The organism is Mesorhizobium sp. M0145, from assembly GCF_040322355.1.
Taxonomy (GTDB): domain Bacteria; phylum Pseudomonadota; class Alphaproteobacteria; order Rhizobiales; family Rhizobiaceae; genus Mesorhizobium.
This window is the reverse complement of the sequence record NZ_JAMYTK010000002.1, coordinates 69,214-88,085: the sequence shown is the minus strand read 5'-3', so window position 1 is coordinate 88,085 and position 18,872 is coordinate 69,214. Positions and strand designations below refer to the sequence as shown.

At 64.4% G+C, this 18,872-nt stretch carries 15 protein-coding genes; 2 read left to right on the top strand and 13 right to left on the bottom strand.

The window, feature by feature from the left end:
• The first annotated feature begins 66 nt into the window (after positions 1-66).
• Together NKJ28_RS05305 and msuE are read left to right on the top strand one after the other, a co-directional pair.
• Entirely contained in the window at positions 67-1,422 is a 1,356-nt protein-coding gene (locus tag NKJ28_RS05305) for an LLM class flavin-dependent oxidoreductase (protein WP_352634398.1), read from the top strand.
• Positions 1,423-1,537: 115 nt separating this feature from the next.
• A complete protein-coding gene (msuE, locus tag NKJ28_RS05300) occupies positions 1,538-2,098 on the top strand; it encodes an FMN reductase (protein ID WP_352569355.1) in 561 nt (186 codons plus the stop codon).
• Positions 2,099-2,245: 147 nt separating this feature from the next.
• Here the strand turns inward: msuE and NKJ28_RS05295 are convergent, their stop codons facing one another.
• The 13 genes from NKJ28_RS05295 to NKJ28_RS05235 all read right to left on the bottom strand — a co-directional run bounded on the left by NKJ28_RS05295 (position 2,246) and on the right by NKJ28_RS05235 (position 18,869).
• Positions 2,246-3,955, bottom strand: coding sequence for a trimethylamine N-oxide permease (locus NKJ28_RS05295; protein WP_352569356.1), 1,710 nt, complete (start codon positions 3,953-3,955; stop codon positions 2,246-2,248).
• A gap of 216 nt (positions 3,956-4,171) precedes the next feature.
• Entirely contained in the window at positions 4,172-6,541 is a 2,370-nt protein-coding gene (locus NKJ28_RS05290) for a trimethylamine N-oxide demethylase (RefSeq protein WP_352569358.1), read from the bottom strand.
• 273 nt (positions 6,542-6,814) lie between these two features.
• Positions 6,815-7,444, bottom strand: a complete 630-nt coding sequence (locus NKJ28_RS05285) for a sarcosine oxidase subunit gamma (RefSeq protein ID WP_352569359.1) — start codon at positions 7,442-7,444, stop codon at positions 6,815-6,817.
• A complete protein-coding gene (locus NKJ28_RS05280) occupies positions 7,437-10,421 on the bottom strand; it encodes a sarcosine oxidase subunit alpha (RefSeq protein ID WP_352634395.1) in 2,985 nt (994 codons plus the stop codon). The genes NKJ28_RS05285 and NKJ28_RS05280 overlap by 8 nt, the downstream gene beginning before the upstream one ends.
• Complete coding sequence (locus NKJ28_RS05275; protein ID WP_023673981.1) at positions 10,421-10,696, bottom strand: sarcosine oxidase subunit delta; 276 nt, start codon at positions 10,694-10,696, stop codon at positions 10,421-10,423. Before NKJ28_RS05275 ends, NKJ28_RS05280 begins: the two co-directional genes overlap by 1 nt.
• A 17-nt stretch (positions 10,697-10,713) precedes the next feature.
• Positions 10,714-11,967 (bottom strand): sarcosine oxidase subunit beta family protein, encoded by a 1,254-nt coding sequence (locus tag NKJ28_RS05270; protein ID WP_023673982.1) that lies wholly within the window; start codon positions 11,965-11,967, stop codon positions 10,714-10,716.
• A gap of 35 nt (positions 11,968-12,002) precedes the next feature.
• Positions 12,003-13,310, bottom strand: coding sequence for a type III glutamate--ammonia ligase (gene glnT / locus NKJ28_RS05265; protein WP_352634393.1), 1,308 nt, complete (start codon positions 13,308-13,310; stop codon positions 12,003-12,005).
• 33 nt (positions 13,311-13,343) lie between these two features.
• Positions 13,344-14,672: an FMN-binding glutamate synthase family protein gene (locus tag NKJ28_RS05260; protein WP_352634391.1), complete on the bottom strand. Its 1,329-nt coding sequence runs from the start codon at positions 14,670-14,672 to the stop codon at positions 13,344-13,346.
• Positions 14,673-14,678: 6 nt separating this feature from the next.
• Positions 14,679-15,341, bottom strand: coding sequence for a GltB/FmdC/FwdC-like GXGXG domain-containing protein (locus tag NKJ28_RS05255; protein ID WP_352634727.1), 663 nt, complete (start codon positions 15,339-15,341; stop codon positions 14,679-14,681).
• A gap of 94 nt (positions 15,342-15,435) precedes the next feature.
• Positions 15,436-16,329, bottom strand: coding sequence for a class II glutamine amidotransferase (locus NKJ28_RS05250; RefSeq protein WP_352634389.1), 894 nt, complete (start codon positions 16,327-16,329; stop codon positions 15,436-15,438).
• Positions 16,330-16,412: 83 nt separating this feature from the next.
• Positions 16,413-16,745 (bottom strand): hypothetical protein, encoded by a 333-nt coding sequence (locus NKJ28_RS05245; RefSeq protein ID WP_352590210.1) that lies wholly within the window; start codon positions 16,743-16,745, stop codon positions 16,413-16,415.
• Positions 16,742-17,422, bottom strand: a complete 681-nt coding sequence (locus NKJ28_RS05240; RefSeq protein WP_352590207.1) for a hypothetical protein — start codon at positions 17,420-17,422, stop codon at positions 16,742-16,744. Before NKJ28_RS05240 ends, NKJ28_RS05245 begins: the two co-directional genes overlap by 4 nt.
• A 46-nt stretch (positions 17,423-17,468) precedes the next feature.
• The gene (locus tag NKJ28_RS05235; RefSeq protein WP_292653875.1) at positions 17,469-18,869 is read right to left on the bottom strand and encodes an APC family permease; all 1,401 of its coding nucleotides are present in this window, start codon (positions 18,867-18,869) and stop codon (positions 17,469-17,471) included.
• Positions 18,870-18,872 lie beyond the last annotated feature (3 nt).

The window sequence follows — 18,872 nt, the reverse complement described above, 5'->3', positions numbered from 1 at the left end:
GCCGCAAAGCCATCCCATGCTCGAGCAATTGGAGCGTTACGCTCGTCGTCATCGGTGCGTTTTTCCATGGCAGAAAATCGACAATTGCGGCTTGGCGCTTTCATGCGGCCCGTCAGCCTTCATACCGGCGCCTGGCGCTACCCGGGCGCCTATCCCGACGCCAACTTCAATTTCGCGCATCTCAAGCACTTCGCGCAAAGGCTGGAAGCGGCGAAGTTCGACGCCTTCTTCATGGCCGACCACCTGGCCGTGCTCAACATGCCGATCGAGGCGCTGCGGCGCAGCCACACGGTCACGTCCTTCGAGCCGTTCACGCTGTTGTCGGCGCTTGCCGCCGTCACCGATCGTATCGGGCTGATCGCAACCGCCTCGACGACGTTCGACGCGCCGTACCACATCGCCCGTCGTTTCGCCTCTCTCGACCATATCAGCGGCGGGCGCGCCGGCTGGAATATCGTCACCACATCCAATCCCGACGCCGCGCTGAATTTCGGCTTCGACGAGCATGTCGAGCACGACGAGCGTTATCGCCGGGCGCGGGAGTTTTACGATGTCGTCACCGGCCTGTGGGACAGTTTTGCCGAGGATGCCTTCATCCGCGACGCCGAAAGCGGGCTCTATTTCGATCCGGCGAAGCTGCATGTGCTCGACCACAAGGGCGAATATCTTTCGGTGCGGGGACCGCTCAATATCGCGCGGCCGGTGCAGGGCTGGCCGGTCATCGTGCAGGCCGGCGCGTCGGAGGCCGGACGGCAGCTCGCCGCGGAAACGGCCGAGGTGATCTTCGCCGCCCATGCCGATCTCGCCTCGGGGCAGCGCTTCTTTGCCGACGTCAAGAAACGTGCGCAAAAACTTGGCCGGTCGCGCGACGACATCAAGATCCTGCCCGGCGCCTTCGTCATTGTCGGCGAGACCGTCGAGGAGGCGCAGACGAAGCGGGCCAAGCTCGACAGCCTCGTCTATTACGAGAGCGGCGTCGCCTCGCTGTCGATCGCGCTCGGCCACGACGCGTCGCGGTTCGATCCGGATTCAGTCTTGCCCGAAATCCCGGAAAGCAACGCCAGCAAGAGCGGCCGCGAGCGCGTCATCGAACTGGCGCGCAAGGAAAACCTGACCGTCAGGCAGCTTGCGCAGCGGCTGGGCGGCTATTCCGGTCTTGCCTTCGTCGGCACTTCGAAAACCATCGCCGACGAGATGGAGGAATGGCTGGTCACCGAAGGCTCGGACGGGTTCAACGTCATGTTCCCCTATCTTCCCGCCGGATTGGATGATTTCGTCGAGAAAATCGTGCCCGAATTGCAGCGGCGCGGCATTTTCAGGAGCGAATACGAAGGATCGACCCTGCGCGAAAATCTTGGCCTGAAGCGGCCGCCAAACCGGTTCTTCCAACCTGAGACGGCAGCGATCCGCAAAGCTGGTTAGAACCGGTAATGATTTTAGACCGTGGCAAGCATCCGTTCTTTTCGTTCGGTCCGAATGTCCATAGGGTCATGAGCAGCGGGCTGGCAGCCCGAAATCATCGCGAGGGCTTTGCATCATGACCAATCCGGCCGTTGTCGGTTTCTCAGGCAATTTCACCCGGCCGTCCAAGACGCGCGGCTTCGTCGATCGTATCGTGAACGAGGTAGCCGGCAGATATGGCCTGGCCGCCAGCACGCATGACGTCGTCGACCTCGGCCCCAGCCTCGGTGGCGCCAAATGGGCGCGTGAACTGGATGCGCAAGCGGGCGATATCCTCAAGCGCGTCGTCGCGGCGGACGTGCTCGTCGTTGGCTCGCCCACCTACAAGGGCAGCTATACCGGCCTGTTCAAGCACTTCTTCGATCTTGTCGACCCAACGGCGCTCAGGGGCAAGCCGGTGGTGCTGCTGGCGACCGGCGGCGGCGACCGGCATGCGCTGATCATCGAGCACCAGCTGAGACCGCTGTTCGGCTTCTTCGAGGCCTTTACGCTGCCGACCGCGATCTACGCTTCGGACAGGGATTTCATCGACGGCGTGCTTGCGTCCGAGACGATCCAGGCGCGCGTCGGACAGGTGATCGAGGATATCGGTGCAGCGCTTGGCGGTCGCTCCCGCGCTGGCACCGCTGCCGAATAGCCCCTAAAAAGAAAAAACCCGCCTCGGCGGCGGGTCTCGGGGCGAATCAGCACCATACCGAAGTTAGTAGCATAGCTGCCGGCACAAAGCAAGAACAAAATGCAGGGATCGAGCGCGCCTTGCGCGCCCGATTCTCAAGGCAAGCCGTCAGATGACGAACAGCCAGTTGGCGAGCAGCATCACCACGACGCCGGCGACCAGCGTCAGATAGGGCAGCATCCCCGCCTTTTTCACCGCAAGGTCGGACGAGCTCATGCCGAGATCGGCCAGCATGTGGTCGGGGAATCTGCCCTTGTCCTGGATGTAGTGCCGGAAGCAGAACACCGGGATGATCAAGGCTGCCGTGATCAGCCCGGCCCACAATGCCATCGGGTTCCACACCTTGGCGCCGGCGCCCATGAAGACCGCGTTGACGTAGGCAAAGATCGCGCCGAGGCCGAGCAGCCAGCTCGGCGCCTTCCATGGCCGCGCGATGTGGCCATTGTCGATGCGGTGAATCCAGCCGGCATTGAGGTTAAGGAAGTTGAAGATGATGTAGCCGCAATTCGACACGGCGAGGATGAAGAAGAAGCTCGTTGCGTCGGCCGAGGCGATGGCCAGCACGATCAGGTTGAAGATCAGGTCGGTCCACATCGCCCGCGTCGGGGCGCCGTGCTCGTTGACATGGCTGAGATAGCGCGGCAGCCAGCCGTCGACCGAACCTTGATAGAGCGTGCGCGAGGAGCCGGCCATCGCCGTCATGATGCAGAGCACCAGGGCCAGGATCATCAGCATCACCAGCAGGCTGTGGATCAGCTGTCCGCCGCCGACCATGCCGGCCAGCGCATCGGCAACGCCGGAGCCGTCGACGATCGGCGTCGCCAGCATGCCGTTCAAGCCGAGCACGCCCTGGAAGGTGAACGGCACCAGGATGAACAGCAGCATGCATAGCAGGCCGGAGTAGAAGATCGCCTTGAAGGTATCGGTGCCCGGGTTTTTGAACTCGGAGGTGTAGCAGACCGCGGTCTCGAAGCCGTAGGTCGACCATGCCGCGATGAACATGCCGCCGAGCACCAGCGTCCAGCCGGCGATGTTCCATGCGCCGGGCTCCGGCGCATAGGCTGCCGCGAGCGGCACCAGCGGCGAGAAGTTTGCCCAGTTGATCTGGCCGGTGACGATCGGCACCACGCCGACGATGAGCATCGGGATGATCACCAGCAGGCCGATATATTTCTGCACGTTGGCCGTGCCCAGGATGCCGCGATGCTGGATCGAGAAGATGATCAGCATCAGCACCGCGCCGATGAAGAAGGTTGCGTTGAAGGTGAAGGAAACCGGGCCAAGCGTGTGACCGTAGAGCGTCCAGTTACGGATCGCCGGCGTCGCCGCCGCGGTGACCGCGGTGATGGCGTCAGCGGCGCTGGTTCCGGCATGGGCCGCAATATAGGCGGCGACTTCCGGCGAAGTGTCGGTGAACAGCGGCACCGGCGCCAGTGCGTTGAGGATATAGGCGGCGGCGATCGAGCAGCCGAGCGACAGCACCGGCGACCAGGCGAACCAGTTGCACCACACCGAAAGCGGCGCGATGAATTTCGAATAGCGCAGCCACGCGGTGGCGCCGTAGACCGAGGCGCCGCCGGATTTGTTCGGGAACAGCCCGGCGATCTCCGCATAGGTGAAGGACTGCAGGAAGCCCATGACCATGGATACGGCCCAGATCAGGAAGGCCAGTGTTCCGGTGGTGCCGGCGATGCCGCCGATCGAAAACAGGACAAGGGCCGGAACGCCGCTTGCCACCCAGAAGGCGCCGCGCCAATCGATGTTCCGGTGCAGCTGCCCTTCGGCAGGCGGCACCAAGGTGGTGACTATCGTGCTCATTTACGTGGATTCCCCATTTTTGATGTTCCCCATCGGCAACAGCCGCAATCTCGCGAGGCGTCATCGACGCTCACGTTGAACGGCCCCAGGCGTTTTCCGCTCAGTAGTATTTTTTTCTTAGCAGTGAAGATTGACCCAACGCGCTTTCACGTCAAGCGCTTTGTGACGCTGTGCACATTGCGCTTGTGTGAGAAGGGAAGAACCAGGCAGCGTCGATCACGAGCGCGGCCTGGTCTTTTGCGGGTCGTAATGGGCGAAGGCGACGACGCGCGCCGGTAGCCGCTTGCTGTGGCCGTCGAGCTTGCCGATTTCGACCTCGGTGCCGATCGCCGAATGCGCGACGTCGAGCCTGGCCAGCGCGATAGTCTTGTTCAGCACCGGCGAGCGCATGCCCGAGGTGACGACGCCGATCTGGGCCCGGCCGACATGCACGCAATCGCCGTGGCCGACGGCGACATTGGCGTCGATGTCGAGGCCGACCAGCTTCTTCTGCGGGTTTTCCTTGCGCCGGATCAGCGCCTCGCGGCCGATGAAATCGTCGCTCTTGGTCTTCAGCGGTACGGTGAAGCCGATGCCGGCCTCGAACGGATCCGTCTGGTCGGAAAACTCGTAGCCGGCAAAGATCAGCCCGGCCTCGATGCGTACCATATCGAGCGCCTGCAGCCCCATCGGCTTCAGGCCGTGCGGCTGGCCGGCCTGCCAGATCGCGTCGAACACCTTTTCGGCGTCGCGCGGATGGCACCAGATCTCATAGCCGAGCTCGCCGGTGTAGCCGGTGCGCGACACCACGACGGGAATGCCGTTGCCGCCGCCGATGCGGGCGACGGCGAAACGGAACCATTCGAGCTCGTCGATCGACGGCTGTAGCGGCGAGGTCCAGATGATCTGCCGCAGGATGTCGCGGCTTTTCGGTCCCTGCACGGCAACATTGTGCATCTGGTCGGTCGAGGAGCGCACCAGCACGGTGAGGCCGAGTTTTTGCGCCGTTTCCCGCAGCCATTCGCCGGATAGATCGTCGCCGCCGACCCAGCGGAAATTATCCTTGCCGAGCCTGAGCAGTGTGCCGTCGTCGATCATGCCGCCATGCTCGTAGCACATGGCGGAATAGACGATCTGGCCGACGCCGAGCTTCTTGATGTCGCGGGTCAGCGTGTATTGCAGCAGCGCCTCGGAGTCCGGCCCGGTGACCTCGAACTTGCGCAGCGGCGACAGGTCCATGATCACGGCGTCCTGCCGGCAGGCCCAGTATTCATCGATCGGGCCTTGCCTGGCGAAGGAATTGGCCAGCCAATAGCCCTTGTACTCGACGAAGTTGCGGGTGTGCTTGGCAAAGCTCGAATGAAAGGCGGTCTCGCGGGTCATTTTCGGTTCCGAATCGGGCGTCATGCGTCTGGCGATCGCTCGCGAGAATTTGTGCTGGCCGGAATAGGTTCGCACATGGATGTCGGTCAGGTTCCAGCCATTGGCCGGCGTCGTATCGTCGGGGCAGGCGGACGAGACGCAGACGATGTCCGTGAGCGCCCTGAGTAGCACATAGTCGCCCGGCCGCGACCACGGCTCGTCCGATACCACGACGCCATGCGCGTCGATGGCCGTGTTGAAGAAGAAGTTGATCGCCATCCAGCCGGCGCGAGGCGTGACACCCTTGTCGGCCAGCGCGCGGTTGAAATTCTCCGAGCAGTTGGGATGGCCGGGATAACCGATGTCGTCGTAATATTTGGCCGCGCAGGCGAGCGCGAATGCATCGTGGCGGCCGCAAGTGTCCTGCACAACCTCGACCAGCGGCTCCATGTCCTGGTCGTAGTATTTCGAGTGCAGACCGGGCATCGGATAGCTCGAACCCATCAGCGTGCGCGTCGTCGTCACGTCGAGCGGATGATCGCGGCCCTTGTCCAGCTTGCGCGCCGAAAAGCACTGGAAGTCGGTGCATTGACGCCCGTCGACATCGATGATCTGCAGATAGTCGCCCGCCTTGACGAAGTAGGCCTCCGCCGTCGCCGAATGGACGCGCAGGTCGAGCACGGGATCGGCCAGCGGGTCGGCAAGCCCGGATTTTGCCGCCGGGCGGATGGTGGCGCGGCGGACGATGACGCTAACCGGCGTCGCCGTATCGTGGCCGTCGACCAGCATCGGCCCGCCGGGCGCGGCAATCAGCATCGACCCATCGCGGGCGACGGTAAAAGCCTGTTCGGTACCGGCAGGGGTGGCGCCGCCGAAAACGCGAACCGCCTTCGCCTGGTCGATCTGCACCTGGCGCCGCTCGAGCCCCCGGCGCAAGGATGCGAGGCTGTCGTCGCCTTCGGCCAGCAGCGCCTTGATGCCGGCGGCATTGCTGTTCGATTTCTCGCCGAGAATGCCGGGATCGGTCGCGTCGCTGCTGTCCCATGCCAGCAGCTCGCAGGCCTGCCCGCCCTCGACATCGCGCACGGTGACAATGTCGCCGGCCTCGACCTCGATCAGCACCGCACCATTGCCCTGAACCGAGTAGCGCTCCATCCCGGCCGGCAGCGTAATCTGGCCTGGCCGCAGGATCAGGCTCGGCCGGGGCGGTCCGGCGACGACGGCGGGGTAGGGCGACTGGCTCATCTCAACCTTGGTTTCGAGAAACAAGTTTGCCTGTGTGTGAAATTATTTTAGCGGGAAGAATAGGATAGAAGAGCCGGAGTTGGCAAGTGAAGGCGGCGCGCGCGCCTCTTCCTTCTCTCCTTGTGGGAGAAGGTGGATCGGCGCGCAGCGCCGAGACGGTTGAGGGGTGTTGGACGGAGTGCCGTCATAGCCAAGCTGGAGCACCCCTCATCCGACCGAGCTTCGCTCGGCCACCTTCTCCCACAGGGGGAGAAGGGAAGGTGGCGCACAATCCTACCCCAATTCCTCGGAATGCCCGATCTCGACGCCATACTCGGCGGCAGCGTCCAGCATCGTATGCCACAGGCTTTCCGCGAAGGTGGCGAACACCAGAAGATTGAACACCGCCTGTCCGTTCGGCCGGTCATTGGCGCGCCAGAGATTGATGCTGGTGTGATCGACCGAGGTCGCCGCAGCGGTGCCGGCCGGGAACGCCGCGGGGTGCAGGTCTAGCGACGACAGTTTGGCCAGCATCGCGCGCGCCTTTTCTCCGGAAACGCTGATCAGCGCGCGCGCATGCGACTGGTCGGACAACGAGGCGGATTGCGCAAACGCCTGGCTCAGCGGTTCGCTCGCGTGCTTGCCGCCATTGGACAGGACCAGGAACTGATCCGGTCCCGACCAGATCAGCCTAGCGTCGGGAGTTCGGGTCGCCTTGGGCGTTTCCGGGGCGGCAACGCCGAAGCGGGTTTCGGCGGCCTTCGCCAGTTCTGCCGCTTTGCCGCGCCGCGCCATCACCTGGATCAGGTCGAAATTGCGGATCTCGGTGAGCGATACGCCGGCCGCCGTGCCGCGCGCGCCATAGGCGCCGACAACAAGCGCTTTCTCCAGCGGACTGCGGGCAATCCAGGAAAACTCAGCCACGCTGGCGCCCTCCATCCGGATCGTATAAGACCGGGCTGCACAGCTCGACGTCGTAGTCTTCGCCGCGTAGCGGATCGTGCGCATGGACGATCTCGCCGATGCGCTCGCGGCCACGCTCAACAAGCGCCAGCCCGATCCACTGGTCGAGCATGGGCGAGAAGCAGACCGAGGTGACGTAGCCCTGGTCGTTATCGGGGCCGGGCGTCTCGCCCTTCGGAATGATATGCGCGCCGGAGCGCAGGCGGCGCGTCTTGTCGACGGGCTTGATGCCGACGACGACCTGCCGGTCCGGGGCAATCAGCGCCTCGCGGCCGGCCATGACGCGGCCGATGAAATCTTTTTTGGTCGACATCATCTTGCCAAGGCCGAGGTCGGCGGCCGTCGTCGTGCCGTTCAGCTCCGGTCCGGCGACATGGCCCTTTTCGATGCGCATGACGCCGAGCGCCTCGGTACCGTAGGGCGTAACGCCGAACGGCTTGCCGGCCAGCATCAAATTGCGCACCAGCGCCTCGCCATAGCGGGCGGGAACCGAAATCTCGAACGCCATTTCGCCCGAAAACGAGATGCGGAACAGCCGCGCCTTGATGCCACCGCGAAGCGCAACTTCCCGCGCCCCCATGAAGGGAAAGCCTTCGTTCGACAAATCCTCCGCCGGATCGACCATTTCCCGAAGCAGGTCCCGGGTCTTCGGCCCGGCGATCGAGAATTGCGCCCACTGGTCGGAGACCGAGGTCAACTGCACGTCGAATTCCGGGAACAGCACCTGCCGGCAGAATTCGAGATGCTGCATCACCAGCCCGGCCTTGGCGGTGGTGGTGGTCAGGAAATAATGATCCTCGGCCAGCCGCGACGTCGTGCCGTCGTCATAGACGATGCCGTCCTCGCGCAGCATCAGCCCGTAGCGGGCTTTGCCGACGGCGAGACTGGAGAAGGTGTTGATGTAGACGCGGTCGAGAAAGGCGCCGGCATCCGGGCCGTGCACGTCGATCTTGCCGAGCGTCGAGACATCGCAGAAGCCGACGCCGGAGCGCACCGCCTTGACCTCGCGGGTGACCGATTCCAGCCAGTCCTTTTCGCCGGCGCGCGGATACCATTGCGCCCGCTTCCACAGGCCGGTGTCGACGAACACCGCGCCCTGTTCGGCTGCCCAGTGATGCGACGGCGTCAGCCTCGTCGCATGGAAGTCTTCGTCGCGATGATGGCCGGCGAAGGCGCCGATGGCGACCGGCACATAGGGCGGGCGGTAGATCGTCGTGCCGGTTTCGGGGATCGATTTGCCGCTGATTGCCGCCATGATGGCGAGACCGGCGACGTTCGAGGTCTTGCCCTGGTCGGTGGCCATGCCGAGCGTCGTATAGCGCTTGAGATGCTCGACCGATTCGAAACCTTCGCGCTGCGCCAGTTCGATATCGGACGCGGTCACGTCATGCTGGTAATCGACGAAGGCTTTCCCTTTGCCGGCCACATACCAAAGCGGCGTCAGCGAAAACGCCTCGCTGTCGGCGACCGGCGATGTGCCGGCATTGCCGCTGCGTCCAGCACCCTGCGCTGCCGCAGCACCCGCGGCAAAGCCCTGGCGCAGGCAGTCGCCCAGCCCGAAGGCGCCGTTGGCGGCGCCGACGGCCACCATGCCGGGCGGCGCACCATCCGGTACGAAGGCTGCGATATCGTCCTGCCATTTCGGCCGGCCGCGATGATAGGAGGTCAGCCCGACCGCCGGATTCCAGCCGCCGGACACGGCAAGCCCGTCGACTTCGACTTCCGCCCGTGCGCCGCCGGTCAGCGCCACCACGATTTTCCGGAGCCCGTCCTTGCCGCCTTCGACCCCGCTGACCGAGCCGTTGAGCACGGCAAAGCCGCCTTTGGCGGCAAGCGCGCGATGCGCGGCGGAGACGTCCGGGCGCGCATCGACGACCGCCGCGATCTGCAAACCGGCGCCAAGCGCGGGCTCGACCGTGCGCCAGCCATCCTCATTGTTGGTGAACAGCGCGATCCTCTTGGCAGGGGTAACCGCGTAGCGCGCGACATAGGTCCGCATAGCCGAAGCCATCATCACGCCCGGCGTGTCGTTACCGGCAAAGACGATCGGCCGCTCGATGGCGCCGGCGGCGACGACGCAGCGCTTGGCCACGATCCGCCACAGCCGCTGGCGCACCTGGTGCTCGGGCGGCGAGGGCAGGTGGTCGTTGACCCGCTCGATGGCGCCATAGGTGCCGCCATCATAGACGCCGAACAATGTCGTGCGGGTCATGATGCGGACATCGGGCAGTGCGGCAAGTTCGGCCAGCGTGCGCGTAATCCATTCGGCCGCCGGCGCGCCGTCGATCATGCCGCCGTCGGCGAGCAGACGGCCGCCAAGCGCAAAATCTTCCTCGCACAGGATGACGCGGGCGCCGCCGCGCCCGGCCGCCAGTGCCGCAGCCAGCCCGGCCGGGCCGGACCCGGCAATCAGCACGTCGCAATGCGCCCACGCCTTGTCGTAATGGTCGGGATCGGCGACGCCTGCAGCGCGGCCGAGGCCGGCGGCGCGGCGAATCGTTGGCTCGTAGATCGTTTCCCAGAATTTCGCCGGCCACATGAAGGTCTTGTAGTAGAAGCCGGCGACGAAGATCGGCGCGAACAGCTGATTGACCGCCATCAGATCGTGGCGCAGCGACGGCCAGCGGTTCTGGCTGGCGGCTTCGAGCCCGTCATAGAGTTCGGCCGTGGTCGCCTTGGTGTTCGGCTCGCGCCGCGCTCCGCTGCGCAGTTCGACCAGCGCGTTGGGCTCCTCCGAACCAGCGGTCAGGATGCCGCGCGGTCGATGGTATTTGAAAGAGCGGCCGACCAGCTTGACGCCATTGGCGATCAGCGCCGAGGCCAGCGTGTCGCCTTGGAAGCCGGCAAAGCTCTTGCCGTCGAAGCGGAAGGCCAGCGGCGCGGCGCGATCGATGAGACCGCCGCTCTCCAGCCGATGTATCTGCGCGGAGCCAACCATCAGGCGCCAACCTTGGCGGCACCAACGCCGGCCGCCGGCTCGACGGAGGAAATCTCATGCCTCAGCGTGTTGCGGGCGACCTTCAGCCAGGCCCGGCAGCCGCCGCCATGGTACCAGTATTCGCTCATCGGCCCGGCGATGTTGTCGCGCAGATAGACGTAGTCGAAGACCTCGTCTTCGGTGGCGCCGGCCGCCGGACGCACCGGCTTGGCGTCGCCCAGATAGGTGAACTCGCCGAGTTCGCGTTCGCCGCAGAAGGGACAGACAATGCGCATGCTTCTTCAGCCAGCCTTCAATGCAGGTTCGGTTGGGCGCCCTGGCCCTTTTCGTCGATCATCGCACCTCGCCGGAAGCGGTCGAGACGAAAGCGGGCAGCCTCCTTGTGCGGCTCGTCGCGCGCCAGCAGATGAGCAAAGACCAGGCCGGAGCCGGGCGTCGCCTTGAAGCCGCCATAGCACCAGCCGGCGTTGAGATAGAGCCCGTCGACCGGTGTTTTGTCGATGATCGGCGAGCCGTCCATCGACATGTCCATGATGCCGCCCCACTGACGCAGAAGCCGTATCCGGCCGATCATCGGCATCAGCGCCATGCCGCCTTCGCAGACGTCTTCCATGACAGGCAGATTGCCGCGCTGGGCGTAGGAATTGTAGCCGTCTATATCGCCGCCGAAGACCAGGCCGCCCTTGTCGGACTGGCTGACGTAGAAATGGCCGGCGCCGAACGTCATGACATTGGGGATCAGCGGCTTGATCGCCTCGGAGACGAAGGCCTGCAGCACATGGCTTTCGATCGGCAGCCGCATGCCGGCCATCGCCGCGACGCGCGACGAGGAGCCGGCGACCGCCATGCCGACCTTGGCCGCGCCGATCCTGCCGCGGCTCGTCTCGACGCCGGTCACCTTGCCGCTTCCATCGCGGACAAAGCCGGTCACCTCGCAGTTCTGGATGATGTCGACGCCGAGCGCGCTCGCCGCATGCGCATAGCCCCAGACCACGGCGTCGTGGCGCGCCGTGCCGCCGCGCCGCTGCAAAAGCCCGCCTTGCACTGGAAAGCGCGCATCGTCGAAGTTCAGGAACGGCATCATCTTCCTGACCGCCGCCAGATCGAGCAGTTCGGCATCGATGCCGTTGATGCGCATGGTGTTGCCGCGCCGCGCATAGGCGTCGCGCTGCGCGTCGGAATGGTAGAGGTTGATGACGCCGCGCTGGCTGACCATGGTGTTGTAGTTTAGGTCCTGCTCCATCCGCTCCCACAGCTTCATCGACAGCTCGTAGAAGCCGGTATTGCCGGGCAGCCCGTAATTGGAGCGGATGATGGTGGTGTTGCGGCCGGCATTGCCGGAGCCGATCCAGCCCTTTTCCAGCACGGCGACATTCCTGATGCCGTATTCGCTGGCGAGGAACCATGCCGTCGCCAGGCCATGGCCGCCGCCGCCGATGATCACCACGTCGTAGTGGCTCTTTGGGCTGGCGTCGCGCCAAGTGCGCTGCCAGTTCTTATGGCCGGAAAATGCCGCCCGGGCGAGGGAGAAGATCGAGTATTTCATGAACCTGTTTCGCGCCGGCGTGCAACAATTCCGGATCAGATGTCGAGCGTGTGGTCGCGCTCCCACTGGGTGAAGTGGGAAGCATAGGAATTCCATTCCTGCTGCTTGAGCTTTAGATAGGCCGACGAGAATTCCTCACCCAGCGCCGCCTTGAGCGATTTGTCGTTGTCGAACTCGCGCAACGCGTCGAGCAGGTTGAGCGGCAGCTTCGGCGCCCCTTCGACCGTATGGCCGAACTGGTACATGTCGATGTCGTAGCGCCGGCCGGGATCGGCCTTCGAGCGGATACCGTCGAGCCCGGCGGCGATGATCACCGCCTGCAGCAGATACGGGTTCGCCGCGCCGTCGGGCAGGCGCAGCTCGAAGCGGCCGGGGCCGGGTACGCGCACCATGTGGGTGCGGTTGTTGCCCGTCCAGGTCACCGTGTTCGGCGCCCAGGTGGCGCCGGAGATGGTGCGCGGTGCGTTGATGCGCTTGTAGGAATTGACCGTCGGGTTGGTGATGGCGGCAAGCGCGGACGCATGTTTCATGATGCCGCCGAGGAAATTCCTGCCCTTGGCCGACAGGCCGAGCTCCATCGCATTATCGGCAAAGACATTGGTCTTGCCGTCTTTGTCCCACACCGAGATATGCGCATGGCAGCCATTGCCGGTCAGGCCCTGGAAGGGTTTAGGCATGAAGGTTGCGCGCAGGCCGTGCTTTTCGGCGACCGATTTCACCATGAATTTGAAGAAGGAATGCTTGTCGGCGGTCGCCAGCGCATCGTCGAAGGCCCAGTTCATCTCGAACTGGCCGTTGGCGTCCTCGTGGTCGTTCTGGTAGGCGCCCCAGCCGAGCGCCAGCATGTGGTCGCAGATCTCGGCGATCACATCGTAGCGGCGCATCACCGCTTGCTGGTCGTAGCAGGGCTTCGACGCCGTGTCGTATTCGTCGGAAATCGTCTTGCCATCCGGCGAGATCAGGAAGAATTCGGCCTCGACGCCGGTCTTGATGTGCATGCCGTCGCCGGCCGCCTCCGCGATCAACCGCTTCAGCGTGTTGCGCGGCGCCTGCTCGACCGATTTGTCGTCCATGATGCAGTTGGCGGCGACCCAGGCGACCTCCGGCTTCCAAGGCAACTGGATCACCGAGGCCGGATCCGGCACCGCCAGCATGTCGGGATGCGCCGGCGTCAGGTCGAGCCAGGTGGCAAAGCCGGCAAAGCCGGCACCGTCCCGCTGCATGTCGGCGATCGCCTGCGCCGGCACCAGCTTGGCGCGTTGCCCACCGAACAGGTCGGTGTAGGATATCATGAAATATTTGACGCCCTTCTCCTTGGCGAAGGCGGCGAGATCGTTCCCCATTATAGTTCCTCGCTTACTGGCATTTGGTTTGTTTTAGAAGCCGTTCTTGCCCGGTATCCAGTTGGTGCCGGCCAGCGGCACGCCGGCCATGGCGGCGGCTTCGATCGTCAAGGCGACAAGATCCTCGGGCTCGAGATTGTGCAGGCTGTTCTTGCCGCAGGCGCGTGCGATTGTCTGAGCCTCAAGTGTCATCACCTTAAGATAATTCGCCAGCCGCCGTCCGGCCGCAATCGGATCGACCCGTTTCATTAGCTCGGGATCCTGCGTGGTGATGCCGGCCGGGTCGCGACCCTCGTGCCAGTCGTCATAGGCGCCGGCGGTGGTGCCGAGCTCGTTGTATTCCGCCTCCCAGCGCGGGTCGTTGTCGCCGAGCGCGACAAGCGCTGCCGTGCCGATCGACACCGCGTCGACGCCCAGCGCCAGCGCCTTGGCGACGTCGGCCCCGTTGCGTATGCCGCCTGAGACGATCAGCTGCACCTTGCGGTGCATGCCGAGATCCTGCAGCGCCTGCACCGCCGGCCTGATACAGGCAAGCGTCGGCTGGCCGACATTTTCAATGAACACTTCCTGGGTCGCCGCAGTGCCGCCCTGCATGCCGTCGACGACGACGACATCGGCGCCCGATTTCACCGCAAGCGCGGTATCGTAATAGGGCCGCGCGCCGCCGACCTTGACGTAGATCGGCTTTTCCCAGTCGGTGATTTCGCGCAGTTCGAGGATCTTGATCTCGAGGTCGTCCGGCCCGGTCCAGTCGGGGTGGCGCGAGGCCGAGCGCTGGTCGATGCCTTTCGGCAGCGTGCGCATTTCGGCGACGCGGTCGGAGATCTTCTGGCCGAGCAGCATGCCGCCGCCGCCTGGCTTGGCGCCCTGGCCGACGACAACCTCGATCGCGTCGGCACGGCGCAGATCGCGCGGGTTCATGCCGTAGCGCGACGGCAGATACTGGTAGACCAGCGTCTTCGAATGGCCGCGCTCTTCCTCGGTCATGCCGCCGTCGCCGGTGGTCGTCGAGGTGCCCGACAGCGTCGCGCCACGGCCGAGCGCTTCCTTCGCCGGGCCGGACAGCGAGCCGAAGCTCATGCCCGCAATGGTGATCGGGATTTTCAATTCGATCGGTTTTCTCGCATAGCGCGAGCCGAGCACGACGCTGGTGTCGCAGCGCTCGCGATAGCCTTCGAGCGGATAGCGCGAGATCGAAGCACCGAGGAACAGAAGGTCGTCGAAATGCGGCAGCTTGCGCTTGGCGCCGGCGCCGCGGATGTCATAGATGCCGGTCGCCGCGGCGCGGCGGATCTCGGAAAGCGTGTAGTCGTCGAAGGTCGCGGATTTGCGCGGCGTCGTCGGCGGGTTGCGATAGGTCATTGAGCCTCAATACGCGTCGGCGTTGTCGATATTGAAATTGTAGAGGGTACGAGCCGAGCCATAACGCTTGAACTCCGCCGCCTTGACGCCGGTCACGCCGGCGCGGTCGAGCAAGCCTTGCAGCAATTCGAGATGCTCGGGCCGCATCTCCTTGGCGATGCAGTCGGCGCCGAGGCTTTCGACCTTGCCGCGCACGAAAAGCCGCGCCTCGTAAATGGAATCGCCGAGCGCATCGCCGGCGTCGCCCAGCACCACGAGGTTGCCGGACTGCGCCATGAAGGCCGACATATGGCCGATATTGCCATGGACGACGATGTCGATGCCTTTCATCGAGATGCCGCAGCGCGACGACGCGTTGCCTTCGATGACGAGCAACCCGCCCCGGCCGGTGGCGCCGGCATACTGGCTGGCGTCGCCTTTGACGATGATTGCGCCGGACATCATGTTCTCGCCGACGCCGGGTCCGGCCGAGCCATGCACGGTGATGGTGCCGCCGTCGTTCATGCCGCCGCAATAATAGCCGACGCTGCCGCGCACATCGATGGCGACCGGCTGGTCGACGCCGACGGCGACCGAATGGCTGCCTCGCGGGTGGAGCACCTCCCAGGCGGTCTCGTTCGAACCGGGCGCCAGATCGTGCAGCGCCTGGTTGAGCTCGCGCAGCGACATTTCGGCCAGGTCGAAGACCCGCGATGCCTGGCCCGGCTCGCGCGCGGCCTTGGAGAGGTTGCCCGTATTGAAGGCATTGCTTGCCGGCATTGGTTCAATGCTCCCAGAAATAGACGGTTGCGGGCTCGGGTTCCCAGACCTTCGCATTGTCTATGCCGGGCAGTTTGGTGAGCGCACGATATTCCGAGCCGAAGGCGACATACTGGTCGGTTTCGGCCATTACGGCGGGCTTGCAGGCGATCGGATCGCGCACCACGCCGAAGCCGTTCTTGGTGCCGACGACGAAGGTGAAAAAGCCGTCGAGATCGCTCAGCGTGCCTTCCAGTGCCTCGCCCAGATTCTTGCCATGCGCCATCTGCGAGGAGAGATAGGCGGCAGCGACCTCGGTGTCGTTCTCGGTCTCGAATGTCATGCCTTCGCGGATCAGCTCGCGGCGGACATTGTTGTGGTTGGACAGCGAGCCATTATGCACCAGGCACTGGTCGGCGCCGGTCGAGAACGGATGCGCGCCCATCGTCGTCACCGCCGATTCGGTCGCCATACGGGTATGGCCGATGCCGTGCGTGCCGGTCATCTCGCGGACGCCGAAACGGTCGACGACCGCTTCCGGCAAGCCGACTTCCTTGTAGATTTCGACGACGTCGCCGGCGCCCATGATGCGGATGTCGGGGCGCAGCGTCTGGATCGCCTCGCGCGCTTCGTCGATCTTGGCAGGCATCGTCCGGACCACGGCATGCGTCGACTTCGCAGCAATGCTCACCGGCGCGCCGATTGCCTTGGCGAGTTCGGCGTCGAGGCCGCGGAAATCGCGCTCCGGCTTGGCCGACTGAATGGTGATCTTGGCTTCATTGGAGGGCGCGCCATAGATGGCGATGCCGGCGCTGTCGGGACCGCGATCGCTGAGCGAGATCAGCATCTCCGACAGCATCGCGCCAAGCTGGGGCTCGAGCGACTTGTCCTTCAAAAACAGTCCGACGATTCCGCACATGTCAGCCTCCGCGAGTTTGTTCCCTCCGAGATGTATCGAATGAGTCCCGGGAATTCAATGGTATGAAAAAAATTTTCCTGTCGTTATATATCGGCTGAGGCGCCGCCGGCCGCACTATCGCTGCGCTGGCCGCCATTGTGAACCCATTTGGCATAGCGGATGCGGGCGATCTTGTAGGCATCCAGGATCGACAGGGCATAGATCAGGAAGCCGCCGGCATGGCGTCCGACGAAGCTGGCGTCGGGCGGCGCGATCTTGGCGGTGACCCAGGCAAGGATCACCATGAAGAACAGGAATTGCAGGCCGCGCACCGGCACGCCGAGCACGACCTGCCCGCTCGCCGGCAAGACAATCGCAGCGCCCAGAACCAGATAGGGGCTCGGTGGTGCGGGGGAGGTGGTGATCTGGCTGGTCATGCTGCTTGCCGTTCGCTTTGATTGATGGCATCGCGCAGCGCCGAAGCCGACGACAGCAGCCTCTCGATCAGCACCGGATCGAGCCTGACCGTGCCGAATTCGGCTTGCCGGAATACGCCGTAGCGCGCCCGCTCGGCCTCGGCCAGCAGCCAGACGATGCGCACGCCGTTCGGCGTGATCAGCAATTCCTTGGCGCGCTCCTCGGCAAAGACATCGAGGTGGCCGGCGATGACGGCTTCGGGGAAGCGCACGCCCTTGCGGTCGCTCCGCAGCACCGCCTCGGCCGGAAACCCCGCCGCCTTCGGCAGCGTATGGACGAGATGATCGAAATTGGAAAAAGTCGTCGGCGATCCCGGCCGCATCATCATATCGAAAGTGCCTGGTATCGCGACCTTTTCGGTGATCGAAACGCTCAGCCAGCGCGCCGGCAGCTTCCTGATCGCCAGCGTGTCGACGATGGTCCGCACCTGCACCCGCCGGCCGTTCCACGAGCCGGCGAAGGTAACGACGCCGGCAGTGCCGTCCGAGACGTTGGCCGCGTCGGGGATGACGGCGCGGACGCCGGCTTCGTCGGCGGCAAGCCCGGTCGAAGCCTTGGCGCGGCTGGCCCGCGCAAGCCAGGCTATATGGAGGACGAGAGCCAGGGCAACCGCCCCGGCGAGCAATGCTGAGATCACCTAACGCACCTCGTCACGCAAATGCCCGCCCAGACCGGGCGCGCCGTCAGTAGCCCTGCGGCTTCGGCCACGGCATGGTGAACTGGGCACCACGGCGCACGAATTTGTAGCGGTAGAAGTGGAACCACAGCGAGATCAGGAAGTAGAAAGCGACCATGGCGATCAGCTGCGAGCCGAAGCCGAGGAAGATCGCAAAGAAGGTGACGACGCAAAGGCAGAACAAGACGATAGCCGGCAGCGGATGGAACGGATGGGTGTAGCCGCGGCGGATCGAGCCGAGCGGCCACTTTTTCCTGAACATGATGATGTTGATGCTCATGAAGGTGTATTGCAGCACGCCCGACAGGATCGAGAAGGTGATCGCCTGGTTGAGGTCGGCGATGAAGGCAAAGGCAAGCGCGATCGGCAGCAGAAACAGGATCGAGCGATAGGGCGTGCGGTATTTCGGATGCACCGCCGAGAACCAGGTCGGCAGATAGCGGTCGCGGCCGAGCGAAAACCAGGCGCGCGCGGCGTCGTTGATGCAGCCATTGGCGGAGGCGAGCGCGGCAAGTAGCGTCGCGATGAACAACAGGTTTTCCAGCAGCGCACTGCCGGTCAGTTTGCCTGCGTCCCACAGCGGATAGTAGGTGATGCCGAGATATTCCCAGGGCATCAGCGAGGCGCAGACATACCAGGTCATGGCGGCGGCGATCAGAAGCGTGATCATGCCGGCCATCGTGCCGTAGGGCAGCGAGCGCGCCGGCGAGCGCACTTCCTCGGCGGCCTGCGTGGTGCCCTCGATGCCGAGGTAGTACCAGATGCCGAACTGGAAGGCGGCGATGACGCCGATCCAGCCATAGGGCAGGGCGTTGCCCGGGGTCACCAACTCGTTCAGCTTGAGCACGGCGCCTTGCGTCCACGGGCTGACCGAGAAGAACAGGATGACGATCGAGACATAGGCGATGGCGGTGATGACGAAATTGACGTTGAGCGTCATCAGCACGCCGCGATAGTTCAGCCATGCCAGCACGACGATGGTCGCGGCGATGAAGGAATTGTGGTTGAGCCCCTCGACGCCGGCTTTGGCGACGATGGTGTCGCCGAGCAGGATCGCGTCCGACACTTCGAGCATGGTGTAGGCAAAGACCAGGAACAGCGCGACGTTGAAGGCCATCAGCGGCCCGACAATGTGCTTGGCCTGGGCATATTGGCCGCCGGCGGCGGCAACCGTCGAGGTAACTTCGGAATCGATCATCGCGACCGACGTGTAGAGCAGGCCGACGATCCAGCAGACGATCAGCGCCGCCAGCGCGCCGCCCTTGTCCGCCGCGAAATTCCAGCCGGTGAATTCGCCGACCAGAACGATGCCGACACCGAGCGCCCAGACATGGGCGGGGCCGAGCACCCTGAGCAGTGAAACCCTGTCGCCTTGCACTTGCACCGCTGGTTCAGCCGTGATCGTCATCGT